The 21,467-nt window shown below is 40.4% G+C and carries 17 protein-coding genes and 1 riboswitch; all 17 genes read right to left on the bottom strand.

Features of this window, described 5'->3' with window-relative positions:
• Nucleotides 1-107: 107 nt before the first annotated feature.
• On the bottom strand, nucleotides 108-3,143 hold the full coding sequence (locus NYE32_RS02720; RefSeq protein ID WP_156685461.1) for an FctA domain-containing protein: 3,036 nt from the start codon (nucleotides 3,141-3,143) through the stop codon (nucleotides 108-110).
• Between the two features lie 392 nt (nucleotides 3,144-3,535).
• Nucleotides 3,536-4,228, bottom strand: a complete 693-nt coding sequence (locus tag NYE32_RS02715; protein ID WP_155198087.1) for a 5'-methylthioadenosine/adenosylhomocysteine nucleosidase — start codon at nucleotides 4,226-4,228, stop codon at nucleotides 3,536-3,538.
• Nucleotides 4,229-4,294: 66 nt separating this feature from the next.
• Complete coding sequence (gene macP / locus NYE32_RS02710) at nucleotides 4,295-4,555, bottom strand: cell wall synthase accessory phosphoprotein MacP (protein ID WP_070654957.1); 261 nt, start codon at nucleotides 4,553-4,555, stop codon at nucleotides 4,295-4,297.
• Between the two features lie 3 nt (nucleotides 4,556-4,558).
• Nucleotides 4,559-5,107 (bottom strand): NUDIX hydrolase, encoded by a 549-nt coding sequence (locus tag NYE32_RS02705; RefSeq protein ID WP_014633436.1) that lies wholly within the window; start codon nucleotides 5,105-5,107, stop codon nucleotides 4,559-4,561.
• A 79-nt stretch (nucleotides 5,108-5,186) separates the two neighbouring features.
• The gene (gene glmU / locus NYE32_RS02700; RefSeq protein ID WP_084914859.1) at nucleotides 5,187-6,569 is read right to left on the bottom strand and encodes a bifunctional UDP-N-acetylglucosamine diphosphorylase/glucosamine-1-phosphate N-acetyltransferase GlmU; all 1,383 of its coding nucleotides are present in this window, start codon (nucleotides 6,567-6,569) and stop codon (nucleotides 5,187-5,189) included.
• A gap of 285 nt (nucleotides 6,570-6,854) precedes the next feature.
• Nucleotides 6,855-9,515 carry a magnesium-translocating P-type ATPase gene (gene mgtA, locus NYE32_RS02695; protein ID WP_155198086.1) on the bottom strand — a complete coding sequence of 887 codons (2,661 nt, stop codon included), beginning with the start codon at nucleotides 9,513-9,515 and terminating at the stop codon, nucleotides 6,855-6,857.
• A 224-nt stretch (nucleotides 9,516-9,739) separates the two neighbouring features.
• Nucleotides 9,740-9,895: riboswitch (M-box (ykoK) riboswitch) on the bottom strand.
• A gap of 463 nt (nucleotides 9,896-10,358) precedes the next feature.
• Complete coding sequence (gene fni, locus NYE32_RS02690; RefSeq protein ID WP_155198085.1) at nucleotides 10,359-11,363, bottom strand: type 2 isopentenyl-diphosphate Delta-isomerase; 1,005 nt, start codon at nucleotides 11,361-11,363, stop codon at nucleotides 10,359-10,361.
• 48 nt (nucleotides 11,364-11,411) lie between these two features.
• A complete protein-coding gene (locus tag NYE32_RS02685) occupies nucleotides 11,412-12,407 on the bottom strand; it encodes a phosphomevalonate kinase (RefSeq protein ID WP_156685460.1) in 996 nt (331 codons plus the stop codon).
• Entirely contained in the window at nucleotides 12,400-13,344 is a 945-nt protein-coding gene (mvaD, locus tag NYE32_RS02680; RefSeq protein WP_156685459.1) for a diphosphomevalonate decarboxylase, read from the bottom strand. The genes NYE32_RS02685 and mvaD overlap by 8 nt, the downstream gene beginning before the upstream one ends.
• Nucleotides 13,326-14,204 (bottom strand): mevalonate kinase, encoded by an 879-nt coding sequence (mvk, locus tag NYE32_RS02675; RefSeq protein WP_156685458.1) that lies wholly within the window; start codon nucleotides 14,202-14,204, stop codon nucleotides 13,326-13,328. The genes mvaD and mvk overlap by 19 nt, the downstream gene beginning before the upstream one ends.
• A 242-nt stretch (nucleotides 14,205-14,446) precedes the next feature.
• On the bottom strand, nucleotides 14,447-15,763 hold the full coding sequence (locus NYE32_RS02670) for an FAD-containing oxidoreductase (RefSeq protein WP_049545943.1): 1,317 nt from the start codon (nucleotides 15,761-15,763) through the stop codon (nucleotides 14,447-14,449).
• A 180-nt stretch (nucleotides 15,764-15,943) separates the two neighbouring features.
• Nucleotides 15,944-17,287 (bottom strand): HAMP domain-containing sensor histidine kinase, encoded by a 1,344-nt coding sequence (locus NYE32_RS02665; protein WP_002890310.1) that lies wholly within the window; start codon nucleotides 17,285-17,287, stop codon nucleotides 15,944-15,946.
• Nucleotides 17,259-17,933: a response regulator transcription factor gene (locus NYE32_RS02660; protein ID WP_037602124.1), complete on the bottom strand. Its 675-nt coding sequence runs from the start codon at nucleotides 17,931-17,933 to the stop codon at nucleotides 17,259-17,261. The genes NYE32_RS02665 and NYE32_RS02660 overlap by 29 nt, the downstream gene beginning before the upstream one ends.
• A 102-nt stretch (nucleotides 17,934-18,035) precedes the next feature.
• Nucleotides 18,036-18,596: a PepSY domain-containing protein gene (locus NYE32_RS02655; protein WP_070847527.1), complete on the bottom strand. Its 561-nt coding sequence runs from the start codon at nucleotides 18,594-18,596 to the stop codon at nucleotides 18,036-18,038.
• Nucleotides 18,597-18,766: 170 nt separating this feature from the next.
• Nucleotides 18,767-19,567, bottom strand: coding sequence for an alpha/beta hydrolase (locus NYE32_RS02650; protein WP_156685457.1), 801 nt, complete (start codon nucleotides 19,565-19,567; stop codon nucleotides 18,767-18,769).
• Between the two features lie 35 nt (nucleotides 19,568-19,602).
• Nucleotides 19,603-19,965 carry a hypothetical protein gene (locus NYE32_RS02645; protein WP_156685456.1) on the bottom strand — a complete coding sequence of 121 codons (363 nt, stop codon included), beginning with the start codon at nucleotides 19,963-19,965 and terminating at the stop codon, nucleotides 19,603-19,605.
• Nucleotides 19,966-20,096: 131 nt separating this feature from the next.
• A complete protein-coding gene (locus tag NYE32_RS02640; protein WP_156685455.1) occupies nucleotides 20,097-21,464 on the bottom strand; it encodes an AAA family ATPase in 1,368 nt (455 codons plus the stop codon).
• Nucleotides 21,465-21,467: the final 3 nt, after the last annotated feature.

The raw sequence follows: 21,467 nt of genomic DNA, 5'->3' as shown, positions 1-21,467 counted from the left end.
GTAGAAATTTCATCCTGCAGTTGGCTTTATCTTGATTTCTCATTTAATGAGATAGGCATTCCAACACTAAAAAAGATCGAGTATTCTCGATCTTTTAGGTCATCATCTTAAACGTCTTTACGGCGACGATGGCTATATGCTACACCCATGACTGCTGCCATTTCTGCTGCCACACCGAGGGCAAGCAAGGCAGTATCGTTAGCTTGACCAGTCTCTGGAAGTTGAGGTCCTGATTTCTCAGAGGATTGAACTGGCTTAGCTGGTTTTGGCGTCACCGGTGGAGTAGGCGGTGTTGGTGGTGTTGGCGGAACCACTGGTGGTTTCGGTGGGACACTTGGTGGTGTCGGTGGTGTTGGCGGTGTTGGCGGTGTAGGAGGTTTTGGAGGAATGTAACTATTGTTAAATTCTGTATCCAAAGGAAGGAGAACTGCTGCTACAAGCAGATTTTCCTTTTCACCCACAGTCTTGGTAACAGTCACCTGGAATTTAGCTACCATGTTATCATAAACCACATCGGCTTCATTGCCCTTGACTTCTTCAACAGTGTAGTAGTAAACACCTGGTTTGTCATAGACAATGTTTTCAAAACTAATGTTTCCTTGTGCATTATTGGTCACTGTTTGGATAACATTACCCTTGTCGTCCTTAAGAACGAAGCTAAATTCACCATCTTTGAGGTTACGACCCGTAAGAACCTTGGTCAATTCGAATTTGGCCTTGGCTGGTTGCACTTCTTTAACATAGTTATTAAAGACAGTGTCTTTTGGATTAGCAACCGTTGATACCAAAGCATCGCCATCTCGGGTCACTGTAATCCAGACAGTCGCTTTCATACCATCATAGATGATATCTTCGTTAGTTCCCTTAACTTCTTCAACAGTATAAGTGTAAGTTCCTGCCTTATCAAAGTGAAGTTCACTAAATGCAACACGACCATCAGCTGTATTTCCAACAGTTTCGACAATATGGCCTGCACTATCTTTGAGGACAAATTGGAACTCATTAGCAGTCAAAGTTTGGTTAACACCTGCCTTAGTCAATTCCTTACTGAACTGAATAGCAGCTTTAGCTGGAGTCACAAACTTGTTGTTAAAGATAGTGTCTTTTGGATTAACTACGGTTGAAACAAGAGCATCACCATCACGTGTTACCGTGATAGAAACAGCAGCTTTCATCGTATCATAGACAATTGCATCATCCTTACCTGCAAGTTCTTCAACAGTGTAGTTGTAGGTACCTACCTTGTTAAAGGTCAACTCACTAAAGGCAACCTGACCGTCAGCTGTATTTCCAACAGTCTCAAGGACTTTTCCAAAACGGTCTTTAAGGACAAATTGGAATTGATCTGCTTTTAGACCTTGCTTAACACCTGCCTTGGTCAATTCCTTACCAAATGCAATTTTGGCCTTGGCTGGTGTTACTAATTTATTGTTAAAGATAACGTCTTCTGGATAGGCAACCTTAGCAACCAATTTAACTTGGTTATCTACAGTTTCACGAACAACCTGAATAGTGATATTGGCTTCGAGTTTGTCGTATACCACATCTTCGTCATTTCCTGGAACTTCAGTCACACGATAATGATAGACGCCTGGCTTGCTAAGTGAGAGATTTGAAAAGACAATTTTACCCTTGGCATCATTAGTGGTTTCCCCTAAGTCAACAGGATTGGCACTATCCGTCACATCAACCAGTTTGAAGGTGAATTCTTTGTCCTTGAGGTCTCTGCCTGCCAAGTCCTTCTCAAGTTCAAGATTGAAATGAGCGAGATTATCCCCGATGGCATCTCCACGACCTCCAACTAAGCGAATGGTTGACTTGTAAGAATCAGAAACAACATCCGCATGGAGTTTAATACGGTTGACAGGGTTGGTTGATTCTTCAACAGGTTTTGTCAAACGGGTTTGATACCAAACATAAACCATGCGGTCCAACTGATTGAGTTTAAGCTCAAAATGGGTGTCGTCATAAGAGAAACTCTTAATCAGGTCCATAGCTGATCCCTTGTCAATCCAAGGATTTGCTGAATCAATGTAGCGGAGTTGCAAAGAACCGTCCACAAATCGTTGATTGTCAGACCAAGTGTCAATCAATCTCAAGTTGTTAAGAACACGACGTGAGTAGTTAAGACGCATCTGCCAATTCAAAAGCGTCGGATCATTCTTGTCTTGACTACCCCACTTAGAAATAACCTCTTGACCTGGAGGAGGTGACTGCACTTTACCCACTGAAACATGAATGATACGTCCCTCAAAATCAAGAGTAAGATGTTCCCCTTCATCTACTTCTTCAGAATAAAGGGTATCCAACTCCAAACTCATGAGCTTATTGTTGGGATGTGTTTGGAAATAGTTATTAAAGGTCGTTGTGACACGATTCTTCTCAGGATCAATTTGAGCCAGACCTACAATTTGATTGTCTGGATTATAGACATTAATATCGTATCTAGTACGGAAACGCAACTGCTCAGGCAAATTAAAAATGACCTGATCCCCTTCATTGATGGTCATATCATCAGGGAAAGGAATATTGTGGTAGATTACCTTGCTAGTAGCGTACTTACTATTTCCGTTTGGAAATTCCATTTCCACATCAGGATTTTGAACAGTGATTTCAGTACCTGTCTTAGTCACCTTGACATCCGCTGGAATCGGACGACTTAGGTTGGTAACCTTAAGTCCGAAATTATCAGACGAAGCGGAACTCGTATTGTTTGCTGCAGCGAGGTCGCTAGCGCTAGCTTCTCGTGTTTCATTGACTGTAACAGGTTTCTCACTGAGCCCCTCACTAGTCTTATCTTGTGATGAACTTGTTTGCTCAGAGCTTGCAACCGTTTGCTCTTGAAGCGCAACTTCACTAGAAACAGCAGTTACTGAGATAGCACTGGTACTTTCTGCTTGAACGGTAGGTTCAGCTGTCACTTCTTGACTTGAGGCACTAGTGCTTGTCCTTTGGCCCCCACCATCAGACTCACTGGCTTCCTCAAGTACACTCGTCGCTGGTTGGCCTTTAGGCTCTTCAGCTTGATCTGCTTTGGCGGTACTTACACCAAAAACTGCAGACGAAAGTAAGACCGAAGCAACGCCCACCGTAAACTTACGGATTGAGAAACGCTGCCTCGAATCACCGAATCGGTTATTCATGATTCTATCCTCCCATTTTTACAAATCTTAACATTTTTGCAACCCTTTTCATTCTGAATTATACACTATTTTCAGAACTTTGCAAGATAATTATTTACCCCTTTGGAGGTTTTGTAAAGCTTTCTAAGATATCAATAGATAGTGAAATTTTCAAACCCTTATATTATAAGCTTTCTTTCGGAGTCTCTCTTTTAATATTGTTTTTCTTTCTCATTTTATTGACATAATTTTAATTCAATTTCCGTCTGAAAAATGCTAAAATTCAGATTTTTTCTTTAAAAAATGAGAAGGTTTTCTTATTTAAAAGCAGAAAAAAACTGCCATTCTTAAATGAATAGCAGTCGTCTTTAAATTAATTAAGAAAATGAGCATAAGCACTCATTTAATGTATTTTAGGCAAGTTCTTTGAGAAACTCAACCAAGATAGCAGCTGATTGTTTCCCCGCCTGAATAATGAATTCATCAAAGGTAATGTTAGCATCATGAGCAGCTGTATCACTCATGGCACGTACAACGATGAAAGGCTTTTTGACACTGTGTGCGGCTTGAGCAATAGCTGCTCCCTCCATCTCTACAGCCAAGACTTCTGGGAAATGACCCTTAATAGCATCAATCTTGTCTTGACCCGCAATGAAGCTATCACCCGTAGCGATAAGCCCAATCTTAGAATCAATGGAAGCCTGAGCCAAGACCTTTTCGAAAGTCTCTACGAAGGTAGAGTCACTTTCAAAATAAAGTGGTTGCATAGACATTTGCCCATAATCATGGCCAAAGGCTGTCAAATCAACATCGTGATAGGCCAATTTTGAAGCTACAACCACATCTCCAATTTTAAGTCCAGGTGCTACTGCTCCTGCAGAACCAGTGTTAATGAGGGCATCAACGCCAAAATGGTCTGCCAAGACAGCCACAGACATGGCTGACATAACCTTACCAACACCTGATTGCACCAAAACAACATCATGTTTTCCTAAGCGTCCTGTGTAGTAGGTATTGCCAAGAACAGTTTCTTCAACCTTATTTTCCAATTGCTCCACTAGAAGCACTAACTCCTGCTCCATGGCAGCGATAATTCCAATTTTCATATAGTTCCTTTTCAGCTTGTAATCTTTCCTGAATAAGTAGCTAGGGCTATCTGACTCATAGACTTTTTAGAAATAAAAGACAGCAATGAAGAGAATAATCAAGAGGACCACAACCCAAAAGAGGATGCGATTAAGCTTGTGTTGAAATTGATTGCGTTTAGCATTCTCAATTCGACGGCTCTTGTAGGCAGAAGGCTGGTAATCAGCCTCATAATCCTCATCGTAGAACTCTTGATCATAGTCCTCATAATAAGGATGTTCCTCTAAATCGATTTCCCCACGCTTGGCCTGCTCAATGATATCTTCGGTCAAAAGTGGTTTTCCCATAGCTTATTTTCCTCCGAAATGAAGTGCATAGTATTGGAGCGCGATGATGGTTTTGGCATCTTGAATAGCTCCTGAAGCTACAAGTTCCATACACTCCTCATAGGTCAATTCATAGAGTTCAAGGAACTCATCATCATCAAGTGGACGTGGATTTTCCACAGGTTTAAGGTTGGTCGCTACATAGAGTTTGATTCTCTCATTACAAAAGCCAATGGCTGTGTAAAATTCATAAATCAATTCCAGATCACCCTTATACTGAGTCTCCTCTTCGAGTTCACGCGCTGCTGCAGCCATTTCATCGCCAGCTTCACCGACTTCCAGTTTGCCTGCAGGAATCTCGTAAGAAACTGCCTCAATAGCCTTACGGTATTGTTTTACGATAATGATTTTTCCTTCTGGGGTAACCGCTAAAACGGCTACTGCTCCCTTGTGGAAGATGAGTTCACGACCAGCCGTCTTACCGTCTGGCAAGAGGACCTCGTCTACTGCAACTTCAAAAATATGTCCCTTAAATTTTGACTCACGTTTGAGTGTTTTTTCTTCAAACTCCATGAATTGACTCCTTTTACTTCTGACCTCATTCTAAGCTACCTCTACTCTACAAGAGAATCTAGCTCAGATAGCCTTAAGCCTACTTTTGTTGGCTTGGGTGGTGAGGTTTCTTAATGGCATAGCCTTCTTTATTGACCTGACGGCCACGTCCAATGGCTACGCTGTCAGCTGGCACATCATCTGTGATGGTTGAACCAGCCGCTGTGAGAGCGTTAGCCCCAATTTCAAGCGGTGCAATCAAGGTTGAATTGCTACCGATAAAGACATTGTTAGCAATTTGTGTCTTGAACTTGTGTTGTCCATCATAGTTTACGGTAATTGTTCCGGCACCAAAGTTAACGTCAGAACCAACTTCCGCATTACCAATGTAGGTCAAGTGACCAGCTTTGGTATTTTCACCGATAGTAGACCCCTTAACCTCAACGAAGTTACCGATATGAACATCTTTTTTGAGGGTTGAATCTGGACGAACATGGGCAAATGGACCAACGGTAACGCCCTCTTCAACCACTGAGTGCTCAATCATAGAGTTAGTGATAACCGTTTTGGCACCGATAGTTGAATCAACAATATAAGTACCATTAGTAAGCACTGACTCTGCACCAATCTTAGTTTGTCCTTTAAGTGTCACATTAGCTTCAATGACAACATCTGGCTCAATTTCCACATCCACGTCAATATAAGTAGCGTTTGGATTTTGGAAAGTAACACCGTTGACCATGTGAGCTTTGTTGATACGACGACGCATAACATCTTCTGCCGTAGCTAGGGCAACACGGTCATTAACCCCAAGACTTTCTTCGAAGTCACGAAGGGTGAAGGCACCTACTTTTTCACCATTCTCACGGAAAATAGAAATGACATCAGTCAAATAGTATTCCCCTTGAGCGTTGTTAGTGTTGATATTTTTAAGTGCTTCGAAGAGACGTTTGTTGTCAAAAACGTAAGTCCCTGTATTGATTTCTTTGACTTGTTGTTCGAATTCGTTGGCATCTTTTTGCTCTACAATCTTAGTCACTTCGCCATTTTCGTTACGGATGATACGACCATAACCAAATGGATTGTCCGCAGTTGCAGTCAAGATAGTGGCAACATTTTTGTGATTAACGTGGAAATCAATAAGATTTTTAAGGCTTTCACCAGTAATCAAAGGCGTATCACCAGCAATAACAAGCGTTTGACCTTCAAGTCCAGCCAACTCATCTTCAGCCATCATTACTGCGTGACCAGTCCCCAACTGCTCAGTTTGCATAGTGAAGGCAGATTGACCATCCAAAACCTCACGAACAAGTTCAGCCTTGTGACCAATAACAGTAACGTTTTTAGCTGGATCAATGGCTGAAACTGCACGGAAGACATGCTCAAGCATAGTGATGCCTGAAACCTTGTGCAATACTTTTGGAAGATCTGATTTCATGCGAGTTCCTTTACCCGCAGCAAGGATAATTGCGTAATTACTCATTTTCTTTTTCCTTCTTAAGATTTTTTGTGATGGTTTCCTTCGTAGCGGTCTTAGCCTTGAGCCCCAAATCTCAGAGCCTCCACCTCCCACTGGGATAGCCTACGAAAGAAAGGGGCCTTGAAAACATTGTCTCTCATTTCTTAGAAAACATGTCCTCACAACTGACGTTTTTTAGGGCCTCTGATTATCTATAATCGCCCTATTATACCATAAATGAAAAGGTTTTGGCAGAATGAAAGGTAATGAAAAAAGAGCTGACGCTCTTTTTTTCTAAGGATAGTAATCCTACAACCATTCTTTGTATTTCTTAATGTAGATATGCTTCACAAAGGTAACACTAAGCATATACAAAACGATAATAACAAACAAGAGAATGAAATAGAGACCATTTAGATGGCTGAGTTTTAAGAGACTAGCCAATGGACTGTAAGGAAGAGAGGTTACAAAGACAGCAGCAAATAGGGTTGTCACAACAACAGATAGTGCTGGGTGGCTTTGAATAAATGGTAGTTTTGGTGAACGTAACATGTGGATAACCATGGTTTGAGACCACATAGATTCGATAAACCAACCCGTTTGGAAGATAATGATAAAGGCTGCTGCTTCTGGTGAACCATGAACATAGCCGTGCCCTAAAATCATTGGCACAATGATGAAGTAGAGCAAGGTGTAAGTTAAAATATCAAATACAGACGAAATAGGTCCAAACCAAGCCATGAAACGCATGATTGATTTGGCTTCCCAGATATGAGGCTCTTTAAGAAATTCCTTGTCCACATTGTCAAATGGAAGAGCGATACAAGAGATATCATAGACAAGATTAAGGACAATCAAATGCACAGGTGCCATTGGTAGGAATGGTAAGAAGATACTGGCAAAGAGGAGAGAAAAAATATTACCGAAATTTGAAGAAACGGTCATCTTGATATACTTGGTCATATTGGCATAGACCTTACGTCCTTCAACCAGCCCTTTTTCCAAGACCATTAGATCCTTATCAAGCAAGATAACATCTGCAGTTTCTTTGGCAATATCAACAGCTGTATCCACAGAGATACCCACATCTGACACCTTCATAGATGGGGCATCGTTGATACCATCACCCATATAGCCTACCTTATGACCATTTTCCTTAAGACTTAGGATAATTCGAGCCTTTTGGTCTGGGGATAACTTAGCAAAGACTGTTGTCGTTTCCACAGCCTTAGCCAAATCTTGATCTGACATGGTATCAATGTCACTTCCAAGTAGGATGTGTGTCACATCTAGACCAACTTTTTCACAGACAGCCTGTGTCACCTTATCATTGTCTCCAGTCAAAATCTTTGTGGTCACACCATATTCTGTCAAAGCTTTGATAGCAGGTGCTGCTGATGGTTTTGGTGGGTCAAGGAAGGCAAGATATCCCGTCAAAATCATGTCACTTTCATCTTCGACACTAAAGACGTCATTTTCATTAAGCTGTGATTTGTAGCTAACACCGAGAACACGCAAACCTTGTTCATTTAACTGTGCGACTTCTGCGAGAACTTCCTCACGAACATCGTCTCTTAATGGGATTATGTCACCCTTGTATTCCACATAGTTAGAAACAGAGAGCATTTCTTCAAGGGCACCTTTTGTCACCATGCTGACAAAGCCATCATTGTCTTTAACAATGACACTCATGCGACGGCGTTCAAAATCAAAAGGGAGCTCATCAATCTTGTGGAAGGTTTGGTCAAGGTCACGAACGATCTCGTGTTTCTTAGCTTCTCTCTCAGTTCGACTAATAATGGCACGGTCCATAAGATTTTTTAAGCCAGTTTGGAAATAAGAATTAAGATAGGCTCTCCGAAGTACTGATAGGTCAAGGTCACCATGGATATCAAGAGGGTACTCAAGAACGATTTCATCCTGAGTCAGGGTTCCTGTCTTATCCGTACAAAGGATGTCGATAGCCCCTAGGTCTTGAATAGCATTAAGTTTTTTGATGACCACCTTTTCCTTGGCCATAATGATAGAACCCTTGGCAAGACTGGCTGTGATAATCATCGGCAACATTTCTGGGGTCAAACCGACTCCCACACTAAGGGCAAAGACGCCGGCTTCAAGCCAGTCCCCATCTGTTAAACCGTTAATCACAAAAACAACAGGAACCATAACCAACATGAGTCGAATCAAGAGCCAAGAAATGGAATTCATCTCACGTTCAAATGAAGTTGGTTCGTCATAAGTATTGATGGTCTGCTCAATTGCTCCCATCATGGTTTCATCACCAACAACTAAAACCAAGGCTGTTGCACGACCAGAGATAACATTAGTTCCCATGAAAGCAAGGCTCTCACTTTCAAGCAGGCTCTCTAGATTTTGACCATCTGCTTTAGCCAGACAAGCTTTTTCCACAGCATCGCTTTCACCTGTCAAGCCAGACTGTTGAACAAAGAAATCACGAGAATCTAGTAAGACCACATCAGCCGGAATCATATCTCCCGCACTTAGTTTGACCACATCTCCAACCACAATTTCATCAATTGGGATTTCTTGCTCACTGCCATCTCGAAGTACTGTTGCTGTATTAACAATCATGCGAGACAAATTACTGGCAGCCTTGTCGCTACGAAGTTCTTGAATAAAACGGATACCACCAGATATCAAAACTAGAGTGACAATGATGATAGAAGTCGTTGGGTCTTCTTCACCCGGTTTAGCAAGCCAGACATTGGTGATAAAGGAAACCAGAGCAATGACTAAGAGAATAACAGTAAAGGGATTGATGATAGATTCATAAATCTTTTTGATGATAGAATCCTCTTGTCCTTTGGTTATGACATTTTCCCCATAAAGGTCACGGTTTTCTTCTACTTGGTCTTCCTTCAAGCCATCCAAATGAGTCTTGTAGCGAGTAAGGGTTGTTTCAAGTGGCTCTTGAAGAGCAGCAATAAGTCTTTCTTTATTTGTTGACATTGGAATCTCCTTATTTAATCAGGAGCCAATCACTTATGGAGTCCCTAAGACACTAATCAGCGATTGACTGGTTAGGTGCGGTTCGGGGTGATCGTCGATTAGTCTCATAGGTTTCTCCTTTCATTTTTTTACATAGTGGGTGGACCTCAGACAAAAGAAAAGAGTCCTACCCATATACAGGTAAGACTCTATAAACTCGAGGTTGATTTTTTAATAGATTCTGTCAAAAAATGGACCGTTCAAGCTTTAGCTCCGCAAGGCGATGAAATGAGCTTAGTCTTGACCTTGACGATCAGGACTGTTGACCAACGAGTAGTGTCTCCACTGCTTTGCGGTAGTCATCCGTATCCTTGTGGTAGCCTCACCTACCGTATTTCACTGAAAATAATACTCCTAAGGCGGTAACTTGTCAAGGGGAAAAGTTACTTTTTGCTTGAGTGGGTAATAAAAAAAGAGCTTCCGCTCTTTTTTGTAAGATATTCTTTTGTAAAATGGATTTTTTTAGACTTTCCTTAAGTGAGTGCGGACGTCAGCGAACTTCTTCGAAGCTCCATGACTAATTTTTGAGCCCCTTCACTTTTTAATTTCTAGGCTCAGGCTAAAACAGTTCCCCAAACTGTTTTACTCTCAAAAATTCCGAGTTCTAGAAATACAAGTATTTCTAGAACTTTTCTCACAGCGGAAAGTCTCATTAAGTGCTCGCTTTGCTCGCTAGAAACAAATCAAATCAAGAATGTCATTATTTATCCTTGACCGGTGTTAAAATGATGTCTCCATAATATCATCGCCTAGAGAAATTGTTTTATCATCTTTAAAAATTAAAAAAGAGCACTTGGCTCTTTCCTACTTCTCTTGTTTGACGTAAGTCCCTTGTAGCTTACCGTGTAAGATGTAATCTACAGATTTGAGCTCATCAATAGTGCAACAATCAAGGGCACACATGATGAGACGAAGGTCATCCTTCCAGCCATTGACAATAGCCACAACCTTATCCACAGGGTAGCGTTCTACCAATTCAAGGACTGTTCGTGAGAGGCCAACGCCTTTTGCTCCTAAGACCAGACATTTAACCATATCGAGTGGATTGCGCACTCCTCCAGAGGCTAGAATTTCCACATTATCACGAAGGTCTTGGGCTTGCAAGAGGGTCTGAACGGTGCTTTGTCCCCAGTCATTGAGGTAATCTCGGTTGCCACCTCGACTATTTTCAATATAGGCGAAGCTAGTCCCACCACGACCTGAGATATCCACAGTCTTAATGCCTTGAGACATGGCATAACGAATGGTTTCCACATCCATACCAAAGCCGACCTCCTTGAGTACAAGAGGAACCTCTATTTTCTGTGCATAAGCCGCCACATTTTCCTTCCAAGTGTGGAAAATACGCTCTCCCTCAGGCATGAGAAGCTCCTGCATAAGGTTAACATGGAGCTGTAAAAAGACTGGATTCATCGCTTCCACCGTCTTAATCCCTAGGTCCACAGACTTATCCACACCGATATTAGTCGCTAGGTCTAAGTCTGGAAACTCTTGGCGATAGTCAAAGGATTCTGGTTCTTCTCCCTTTAGAGCAGCACTGTAGGAACCCGTCACCATGAGAATACCTGTGCGGCTGGCCACCTCAGCTAGTTTTCGATTGACAGCCCCACCCTTGGCAGAACCACCTGTCATGGCATTGATATAAAAAGGAAAGTCCCTATCTCGTCCAGCAAAATGTGTGGACAAGTCAATCTGATCTAAATCATAAGTCGGTAGAGACTTGTGGATAAGTTCCATATCGTCAAAACTATTGTAGGGCGACTGGTACTTAAGGGCATAACGGATGTGATCGTCTTTACGATTTGTCATAGGTTATTTCTTTACTTTCTTGCGTGATAATGTCTACTTAGCTGACCCCTAAACCTCATACAAAAGCTCTATACCTTCCTGCTGCCAACGCTCGACTAGAGCATCTCGGCTAGCTTGGTCAAAGGCAAAGGCGATACCACAGTCGCCACCTCCAGCTCCAGAAGACTTAGCGATAGCATCGAGTCCTTGCTCTGCTTCTTTGAGTTTTTTCAGCTTGGCCACATAAATATCTGGACTAAGTGATTCCAACTGGTCACTGACAGTTTGAAGGCTGCTCTTAAGTAAATTCTTATTTCCTGTTTCCAGTGCCTTGAGGGCATCTTGGACAGCAACTTCTGTTTCACTTAAATACTTGCTTGATATGCGAGATTTGGCCATTTTAACCATGTCTTTTGAGATAGCAGCTTGCTTGGTCCACCCCACCAAAAAGTGAGCTTTGAGAACTGGCACTACAGGACTGATACGATAGCCCCAGTCTTTTTCCAAAAGCTCTGTTAGAGTTATTTGGTCTATAAGCTCTGCTATTTTTTCACGGTCAAAGGAACGATAGGAAATCAAATCCTCGTATACGATACAAGCTAAATCTCCCATAGAACCATTATCTCCCTGCTTGAGGAGAGTGTAGCTAGCTAATTTAAAGAGAATGTCTTTGGATAAGTCTTTCTGAAGGGCTGCTGCCAAGGCCTTGAGGGTCAATACCACAACAGAACCCGAAGAACCGATACCAAATTTAACCCCATCTCGTTCCAACTTTCCAGTGATGGAAAGGTCCAGAGCGGGTAACTTCTCACCACAAAAGGCCTCAAAAGTATTCAAAGCCTCTTGAATGAGGGCGTAATTTGCGTCTGGCTCACGACCAACACTATAGTCAAACATGTCTGAGGACAACTGGGTAGTTTGTACTTCCTTGACCTCTGCTGACATGAAAATGGGAATAAATTGGATTAGGGCTGTCTGCCCAGGTGTTAAGACTGAGTATTCTCCAGCAATGTAGAGTTTCCCACCTGTTTTTACTGTGACCTGATTGACCGACTGCTTAGGCATCTGGCAACTCCTTGGTACGTGAAACAATGACCTGATAGTCCTTACGGAAGTGGTCTGCTAGGCGGTCTAGGTCTTCTTCCAGACAGAGCACCTTAACATTTGGTCCTGCATCCATAGTAAAGTAACACTGCTCACCAGAGGCACGGAGGGCCTTAACCTTGTCCATAGCCTGATAAGAGGCTTCCGTTAGATATGAAAATGGAGGGTTAGCCGTACTTGTGGTTTGGTGCATACGAAGGGCATTGGCTTCTGTAAGCTCACCGACCGCTTCGAAATCATTTGCTTTGAGATAGGTCAACATATCCTTGTAATCCTGCTCAGACTGTTTAACCCACTCAGGAAAGGAGGTCGATGTTTCGGTACACAATTTCATACCATCACGACTTGATACGGGTTTCTTTTGATCTGTCAAAACCAGCATAATCATAGCCAATTTGAGATCTGTTTCCACTTGGTAAACATCACCACTATCCTTGTCCCAAGCTGCCAATGGTCCAAAGAAGGACCGTGATGATGAGCCTGAAGCAAACTTGGCAATTTGAGCCAATTCAGACTGCGTTTTTCCGACTTGGAAGAGCTCGTTAGCTGCTTTAACTAGGGCAGAAAGTCCTGAGGAACTTGAGGATAGACCCGCTGCTGTTGGCATGTTGTTCCAAGTTTCAATCTTGACATGTTGGTTTGGATTAGTACGGAAGAGATCTAAAACCTTGCTGGCCTTGGTTGTTTCTTTTTCCCCTTGGAGCTCATCATCGATATACATGACATCACCAGTCGCATCCTCAGGCAGAAAAGATAACTTGGTTTCCGTATACATATTTTCCAAAGTCAGTGAGATACTACTGGTTGAAGGAATCATACGCTCCGCATCTGCCTTACCCCAGTATTTGACAATAGCAATATTTGCGTACGATTTGACGCTTACAGGCTTTCTATCCACGTGTTTACGGCTCCTTTTTCTTGAAGTTTTTTAGCAATCGTTCGGGCTTGGTCTTTAGTACTTGTCAGGGCAATAATGCAACCACCCAGTCCTCCGCCTGACATCTTGGCTCCCAGTGCCCCATGCTCCAGAGCAGTTGCTACTAGAAGATCCGACAAATCACAAGACACCCCTAAAGATTTAAGGTGATTATGGGCTTGAGACATGAGCTGACCAAGAAGCTTTTGATCCTTGGCTTTGAGGGCCCGTTCTGCCTTCTGACTTAATTCGCCCAGTTGGTTGAGATCTGACAAGGCATCTAAACCAATGGCCTCAACCTTTTCCACGGCCTCACGGGTATTTCCATAGATACCCGTATCAGCAATGACCAGATAGGCACCTAAATTGACCTCGATTTCCTTGAAACCGATATTACGCGTAAAGCTAATGGCTTTGTCACTCAAGCAGGTCTTTGCATCTAAACCACTAGGTTTACTATGGGCAATGGTCTCCGCCTGATGAACTAGCATTTCCAAGGTCTCCTGGCTAAGCTCCTGATCAAAATAATCAAAGACCGCTCGAATTGCCGCAATGGCTACAGCCGCAGACGACCCCATGCCACGCTTTTCAGGGACACTAGACTTAATAGCATAGCTGATAGGCTGATTCTTGATTTCCAGATAATTAAGCGCTGAAAAAATCGCCGTCGTCAAGGGATCTTGAGCCTTGAGCGTCAAAGGAGTCTCAGCCGCCTGAATCTGACAGACAACCTCAATATCCTTAAGAGGGAGGGCAAGGGCAGGATGACCATAAACGACCGAGTGCTCCCCCATCAAAATAATCTTACTGTGAGCCTTGCCCACTCCTACTTTCTTAGTCATAAATTACACACACTCACAGACGAATTTGCAGGCGAGTGTCTTTCTAGATTTTTCATACAGATTCTAGTGGTGACTCAAGGTCAATCAAGCATTCAAAGGAGACAAAGAGCACCAATCTAAAAAATTTTCTTACAGCACTTCTATCTTATCATCAAAGCGCAAAAAAAGCGACATCTAACCTAGAGTGTCGCTTTGTATTAGAGATATGTTTTCAAAAAAAGAGCCTCTCGGCTCTTTTCATTTTAAATCGCAAACAAATCATTTAGGTTCTCAGCCATAGTTGGGTGAGTAAAGATTTGTTTAGCCAAATCTGTATATGGAATATGATGATTCATCGCTAGGGTAATTAGATTGATAATTTCATGAGATTCTTGACCAAAGAGGGTCACTCCCAAGATTTCCTTAGTTTCAGGATTTACCACAGCTTTAAAGGCACCACGCAAATCGCCATTAACATGACCACGAGGCATACCTGCCACTGGCATTTCTTTAACTGCTACTGGCAAACCTTGTTCCTTGGCTTGATCTTCAGTAAGGCCAACCTGTGCCAAAGGTGGGTTGAGGAACATGGCAGTTGGAACTGCTCCACGTGTTTCAAGGTTATAGCTGCCATCACCAGTTAGGTAATTAAAGACAATACGGAAATCGTCTAGTGAGATATAGGTAAATTGAAGACCACCATTAACATCACCAACTGCAAAGACACCAGGAACACTTGTTTCCAAATGTTTATTGACCTGGATACCACCGCGCTCAGTCAAGGCGATATCAGTATTTTCCAAGTGAAGAGGTTCGATATTAGGCTTGCGTCCTGTCGCATAGAGGAGTGCATCAAAACGGAACTCGCCTTTGTCAGTAACAACGACAACTTCATCACCGTCATTTTTCACTTCGGAAGTTTTAACACCTTGCTCAAAGACAATGCCGTCCTCTTCCATGTATTCCTTGGCCAACTTAGCAATAGATGGCTCCACACGTGGCAAGAAGCTAGTCGCTGCATCCAAGACAGTCACTTGACTTCCCAAACGGTTATAAAGGCCAGCAAATTCAAGACCGATATTACCACCACCTAAGACACCTAAACGTTTTGGTAAGGCTTTAAGGGTTTGAATACCAGTTGAATCGTAAACATGCTTAGTTGTTGTCAAGCCAGGAATAGGCAAGACATTAGACACGGCACCTGTATTGATGACAATAGTCTCAGCTGTTAGCTCTTGGCGGTCATCACCAGCCACTACTTCAATAACCTTATTTGACACAAAATGTGCCTCTGCATCAATGACATCAACGCCATTGTCTGCCAACATTTTATAATTCTTAGCATTAAGACGACCAGTCACTGCACCACGTTCTTTCATGGTATCGTCAAATGACCAGCCCTTCTCAGCCGCAACAATCATAGTCTTAGTTGGGATACAAGCAATATTAATGCAAGTACCACCATACATCGCTTTACTGCGCTCGATGACAGCAACTTTCTTACCAGCTGCATTCATCTTAGCAGCCAGAGTTTTACCGGCTTTACCGAAACCGATAACAATCAAATCATAGTTTAACATTTCTGTATCCTCCTATCTATTGCCATTCTATCATTTAATTTTTCAGACTGCACATATCTGATCCGTAAATCAAAAAGGGGAAGTTTAGTAACCTCCCCCTAGTTCAATATAGAAGCTAAACTGTAAGACTTTAAAATAGTCTAGCTAGAAATAACTACTTTTTAGACTCACCCCATTTTCCTAATCACATAGAGGGAAACGAATCATAAAGCTACTCCCAACATCTTCTTTAGACTGAATATCAAGTTCTGCCCGGTGTAACTCTGCAATATCTTTGACAAAGGATAAACCTAACCCAACACCACTATTGAGCGATTTGTTTCGAGAATCTTCGACCTGATAAAAACGGTCCCAGATTTTATTGAGCTGGTCTTCTGAGATACCAATACCATCATCTGCCACTTTTAAAAGAGCCTGATTGTCCACCCTTTCAAGAGTAATGGAAATACTAGTACGAGTAAATTTCATAGCATTACTCAGCAGATTATCTAGCATTCGGATGACAAGTAACTTCTCACCCTTTATCCATAAATTGGGTTCAATAGCTACTTTAAAATCAATAGCTGATTCTGCCCACTTTCTTTCTTGTGCCTGGCAATATTCTGATATCAGGCTTGACAACGATAATCTTTCTAAATCATTCCAATTAAGCTTCTGAGTTTTAGACAACTCCAAAATTTGCTCCGTCATATTTTTCATTAATTTCGCCTGACGGTTTATGATAGTATGGGATTCTTTGGATTCTTCCAGACTATCAGCATATTTCGAACCAAACTCACTTTCAGACAAGATGACAGAAAGTGGTGTTCTAAGTTCATGAGAAACATTTTGATTAAACCGCTTTTCTTTCTCAAAAGTCGACTGGACCGATGATATCATGTCATTAAAAACTTTGGTCAATCGTGTCGTTTCAACATAAGACAGCTTATAAGAAGAGGAAACACGTTTAGTGTAGTCTCTACTTTCTGTAATCTCTTCCGCCATCTGAGTCACATCTTTAATTGGCACAAATGCACGTTTTAAAATTCGACGTCCTACCCATGCCATACCAAGAATTGAAATGGGAGCAAGAATAGCTATCGAAATTAAAAACAAGGTTAATTCCTTACTCAGTCCAGATGCGGTTCGCACACCACGAATCCACTTTCCTTTCTTGGCATTATAAACATCGTAATAATAATAGTTCATTTGTGAACTGCTATAGGTAGATAATTTACCAGACTTAAAGGAAGCATTCGCATCAAAATCACTTGGGAGTGCCCCTTTTTCAAACTCCTTATTTTGATTGTAGAGTGCAAAATAGATACCATCATCAAAGGATTCAAAATCATCAAGATCCGTAGACAATTCTACCGTTTCTTGTTCCAACTCACTTCGTGATTCATAGTCAGACCAAGTTCCTGATATGATAAAAGAGGCTACAAACATGACAATGAATAGTAAGGAGACAAACACTGTATACCAAAGTGTTACCTTCGAAATTATAGAGGGTTGTTTAGTCTGATTCTTCATTTTTGAAAACATAGCCCATGCCCCTCTTTGTCTGAATAATTGACGGATTCCCCAATTTCTTTCGAATATTCTTGACTAGCACATCAATGATATTCGATTCTCCCACATAATCAAAATCCCAAATATGCTCTCTAATTTGCTCCCGACTTAAAACAATATTCGGGTGTCTAACCAGGCATTCAAGAAGTTCAAATTCCTTAGAGGTTAAGTCAATCAGCTGGCCATTTTGAGTCAACGTTTTTTTCACAAAATCTAGACAATAGTCTCCAAAAACCACACTACTGGTTAGATTTTCCCTATTATCTCTTCGAAGCATGACACGAATTCTAGCTAACAATTCATCGAATTCAAAAGGTTTTACGAGATAGTCATCTGCACCAGCATCCAAACCCGTCACCTTGTCTTCTAGTGTATCTTTTGCCGTTAACAACAAAATCGGTGTCTTAATATGATGATTTCTCAAGTAGGACAATACCCCCAAACCATCTAATTTAGGCATCATAATATCTGAAATAATCACATCATACTGTGAAACTTTGATGTAGTCCAATGCCTCTTGACCATCATACGCCGAATCAACACTGTATTTTTGTGTTTTTAATAATTTCACTATGCTCCGGTTTAAGTCAACTTCATCTTCAATTACTAATATTTTCATAGATATCTACTCTCACTCTCTTATCCCATATTATATCATGTTCGTATGAAAAATCTCGGCTAGTAAAGGACTAGTCGAGATTTAGATTTTTAATAACTAAAATTAATCTTTGTCTGTTTCAATCTCTTCTTCTACAATTTGGCCTGTATTAGCATCAAGTTCAAGATCAATCTCTTTCTTGCCCTCAGTTAGACTAACGTCATAGACAAGTGTATTATTCTCAACATCTAATTGCAATTTTTCAATAGTAGCCTTAGGATATTTAGATTTAACCTGACTTTCAGCACCAGCTAAATCAATCTTATAACTAGCATTAATCAATTGCTTATCATCCTTATCCTTGGTCAAGTCTTTCGTTTTAGACTTCAAGACATCCCCTGTCTGGCCATCAATTTTGTATTCTTTCTCATTTTGACCATCAAGTATTGTAATCTCAAAAACAGTTTTTCTAGACTTATTCTCTTGCTCATAACCAATTACCTGACCACTTTTCGATTCATTGAGGGCTTTTTCTTTGGCCTGTTCCACCGTCAAACTTGATTGGGTAGTTGACCCAGTACTTTTAGTAGCTTTAGTAGTATTAGCAAACACTACTACTGAACTACATGCGAGACCAAGTGATGCAAGTGTAATAACTGTTTTTTGTTTAATTGTTTTTTTCATGATATATTCCAACTTTCTTTTTGATTAACTTATCAAGTTCTTCTTGATGATTTTATTTTAGCTAAGAAAGATGAACCTAAAATGAATAAACAACTTTTTTACTACTTTTCTTGATTTTTCTTTGGAGTGAGTATCTGGTCTAGCTTTATCTATTCCCCTAAGTCCACTACCTAAGCATTCTTCCGCAAAAATTCTAATATCATTTTATTAAATTGCTTACTTTCAATAAAGGCCGCGTGTCCTAGTTTGTCAAATTCGTAATAGGAAGCATTTGGAATGCTATTTGCAAGTTCCCTTGCACCATCCACTCCCAGAACCAAATCTTTTTTAGCTCCCAAGACAAGAGTCGGGCAGGTGATTTTATCAAGGGACTTATGGCAATCAAACTCAAGAATTGACTTGGCTAAACGGACAAATCGTTCTTGTTTTTCAACACTCACAGTCTTCAAGAATAGTTTATTAATCACATATAATTTCTTTAACATGGGAGACGAAAATGTTTTACACATTGAATCCTTATTGAGCTTAGCCATCTCACCATTTTCTGCCATCTCAATCCAGCCTCCGATAGTCTCTCTACTGATATTATTATTTCGAGAGAATGTCAGAGCTAACACCAGACTAGTCACCTTTTGAGGATACTTAATAGCAAACAGCTGAGCAATCATACCACCTTGTGACATGCCTATGATGGAGGCATTAGCAATATGTAATTCTTGCAAAGAATGATAGAGGTCATCAGCCATATTCTCAATTGAAACACCTTCTTCGATATGGTCTTTTCTATCAAAAATATAGACCTTATACTCCTTAGCGTATCGATAAAATAACGAGTAAATGGCAAGGTCAGACATATCACTTAAGCCTTGCAAACTTAATCCCGTAATGATAACGAGAACCTTATCTCCTCGACCAAAAGTGACATAGTCAACGCCCTGGTCTGACAAATGATTTCTGTGAATACTAAACATTATCTAAATTCTTTCATTGCAAAATTTAAGTATTATCATGCGTCCTGGGCATTATTTGATGCCATGATGATAATACTTACCAAGACAACAAAGGTAACTTGCCAAAGAATGAAGGCCATGAAATCCCCACCTTTAAAAATAAGCAGGTCACAAAGTAAAATAGCCAACAGCACAGCATTTTTTCTAAAAAGTTGGTCACAGTTTTTCCAAAAAGTCTCAAAAGAAATATTGGCTCCTATCTTACGAACAAACTTCACATGATAAATAATCTCAACCAGGGATGCCACAGCTACTGTAGTTAGCAGTTCGGTCAAAGAGACATCCATACGAAAACCAAAATAAAGAACGACAAGCTGAGAGAAAACAATTGCTGTGAAAACGCGAATATGGTTGGCCATTGTAAAGCCTCCTTAATACAAAAAAAATTCTGTGTACTCATAAAACTTCTGAATCAAAGAAAGTCATAATGGTATTAATCAGTAATAATCAATTTCAAATGGTGTAAACATTAATATGTATAATTTATTGTTTAACTAATATCAAGATCCGAGGAAACAATTTCTCCTAACTCATCATTGCTAATCGTTTCCAAATCTCCCAATCTATTAGCCTGATTAACAATACTACGTTCAAATAAATTTCTTATCTCTCGAGCATTAGCAAAATTCTCTGTTTTTTCAGAACATATAGTACTTAAAAATACCCCTAAATTTCTTTTCGCATCCTCTGATAACCTTAAGCCATACTTATGACAAAACAAATTGAAGATGTCTAATAATTCTTCTTCAGTATAATCCTCAAATAAAATACTCTTATTAAATCTAGATTTCAGCCCAGGATTGGATAATAAAAATGCCTCCATTTGTTTAGTATAGCCAGCAACAATAACAACAAAATCATCTCTTTTATCTTCCATTGCTTTTAGAAGAGTATCAATAGCTTCCTGACCAAAATCAGATTCACCTTTTGCTAAGGAATAAGCTTCATCAATAAACAGGACCCCACCCATAGCTTCATCGATTTTTTCTTGAGTTTTAATGGCTGTTTGTCCAACATAGCCTGCAACCAGACCAGAACGATCAACCTCAATAAGTTGACCTTTTTCTAACACACCCAATTGTTTATAAATCTTCGCAATCAGTCTGGCTACTGTCGTCTTTCCTGTTCCTGGATTTCCTAAGAAGACCAGATGGTTAGAAGTCTTAGGTGTACTTAACCCTCTTTCTTTTCGAATCTTATTGACTTTCAATAGATTTATCAAAGACGAAATTTCTTTCTTTACACTCATAAGTCCAATTAAAGAGTCGAGTTCTTTTTGAAGATCTTCTAATGATTGCTCTGATTCCATATCCTCAGAAGACACTCTAGTTAAAGAAATATCCGGAGTAATTCCTTCGGTATCCTTTATGTAATTTTGATTTTTCGAGGAATCTAACTTTTCTTGTTTTTTAAGTTTTTTAGCATCTTCTTTATAATCATTTACAATTGCCAAATATTTAAGAAATTTATTCTTATCAATATGATTCCTATCTAAATTGTTTGAAATATAATATTTTCCAATTTCAGCAATGACTGTCACATACAAGGATGACAAGGTAATTCCCTTATTGCTGAATACTTTCATATCAAGTAAAGATAAAATTTTAAAAGATTCCGGTAATTCATTATTACATGCTTTTGGGAGAAGGGGATTGTATTTTGTGTCGAGATACATCAATTTAAAGAATGAAATCCTATCTTTAGATTCATCTTTTGAAATATAATCTATAAACGTTAATATATCCACGATAACCAATTCATCTATAGATTTTATACTGACATCTCCAGAGGAATGTTTCTTGATGCTATTACAGGCTATCAGAAGATTGTTTACCGCATTTTTAATATCAATATTCATAAA

This window comes from Streptococcus sp. FSL R7-0248 (assembly GCF_037967965.1).
In the GTDB taxonomy this organism is placed as follows: domain Bacteria; phylum Bacillota; class Bacilli; order Lactobacillales; family Streptococcaceae; genus Streptococcus.
Note: the sequence above shows the minus strand (reverse complement) of the source record. Positions and strands in the feature narration are given on the sequence as shown.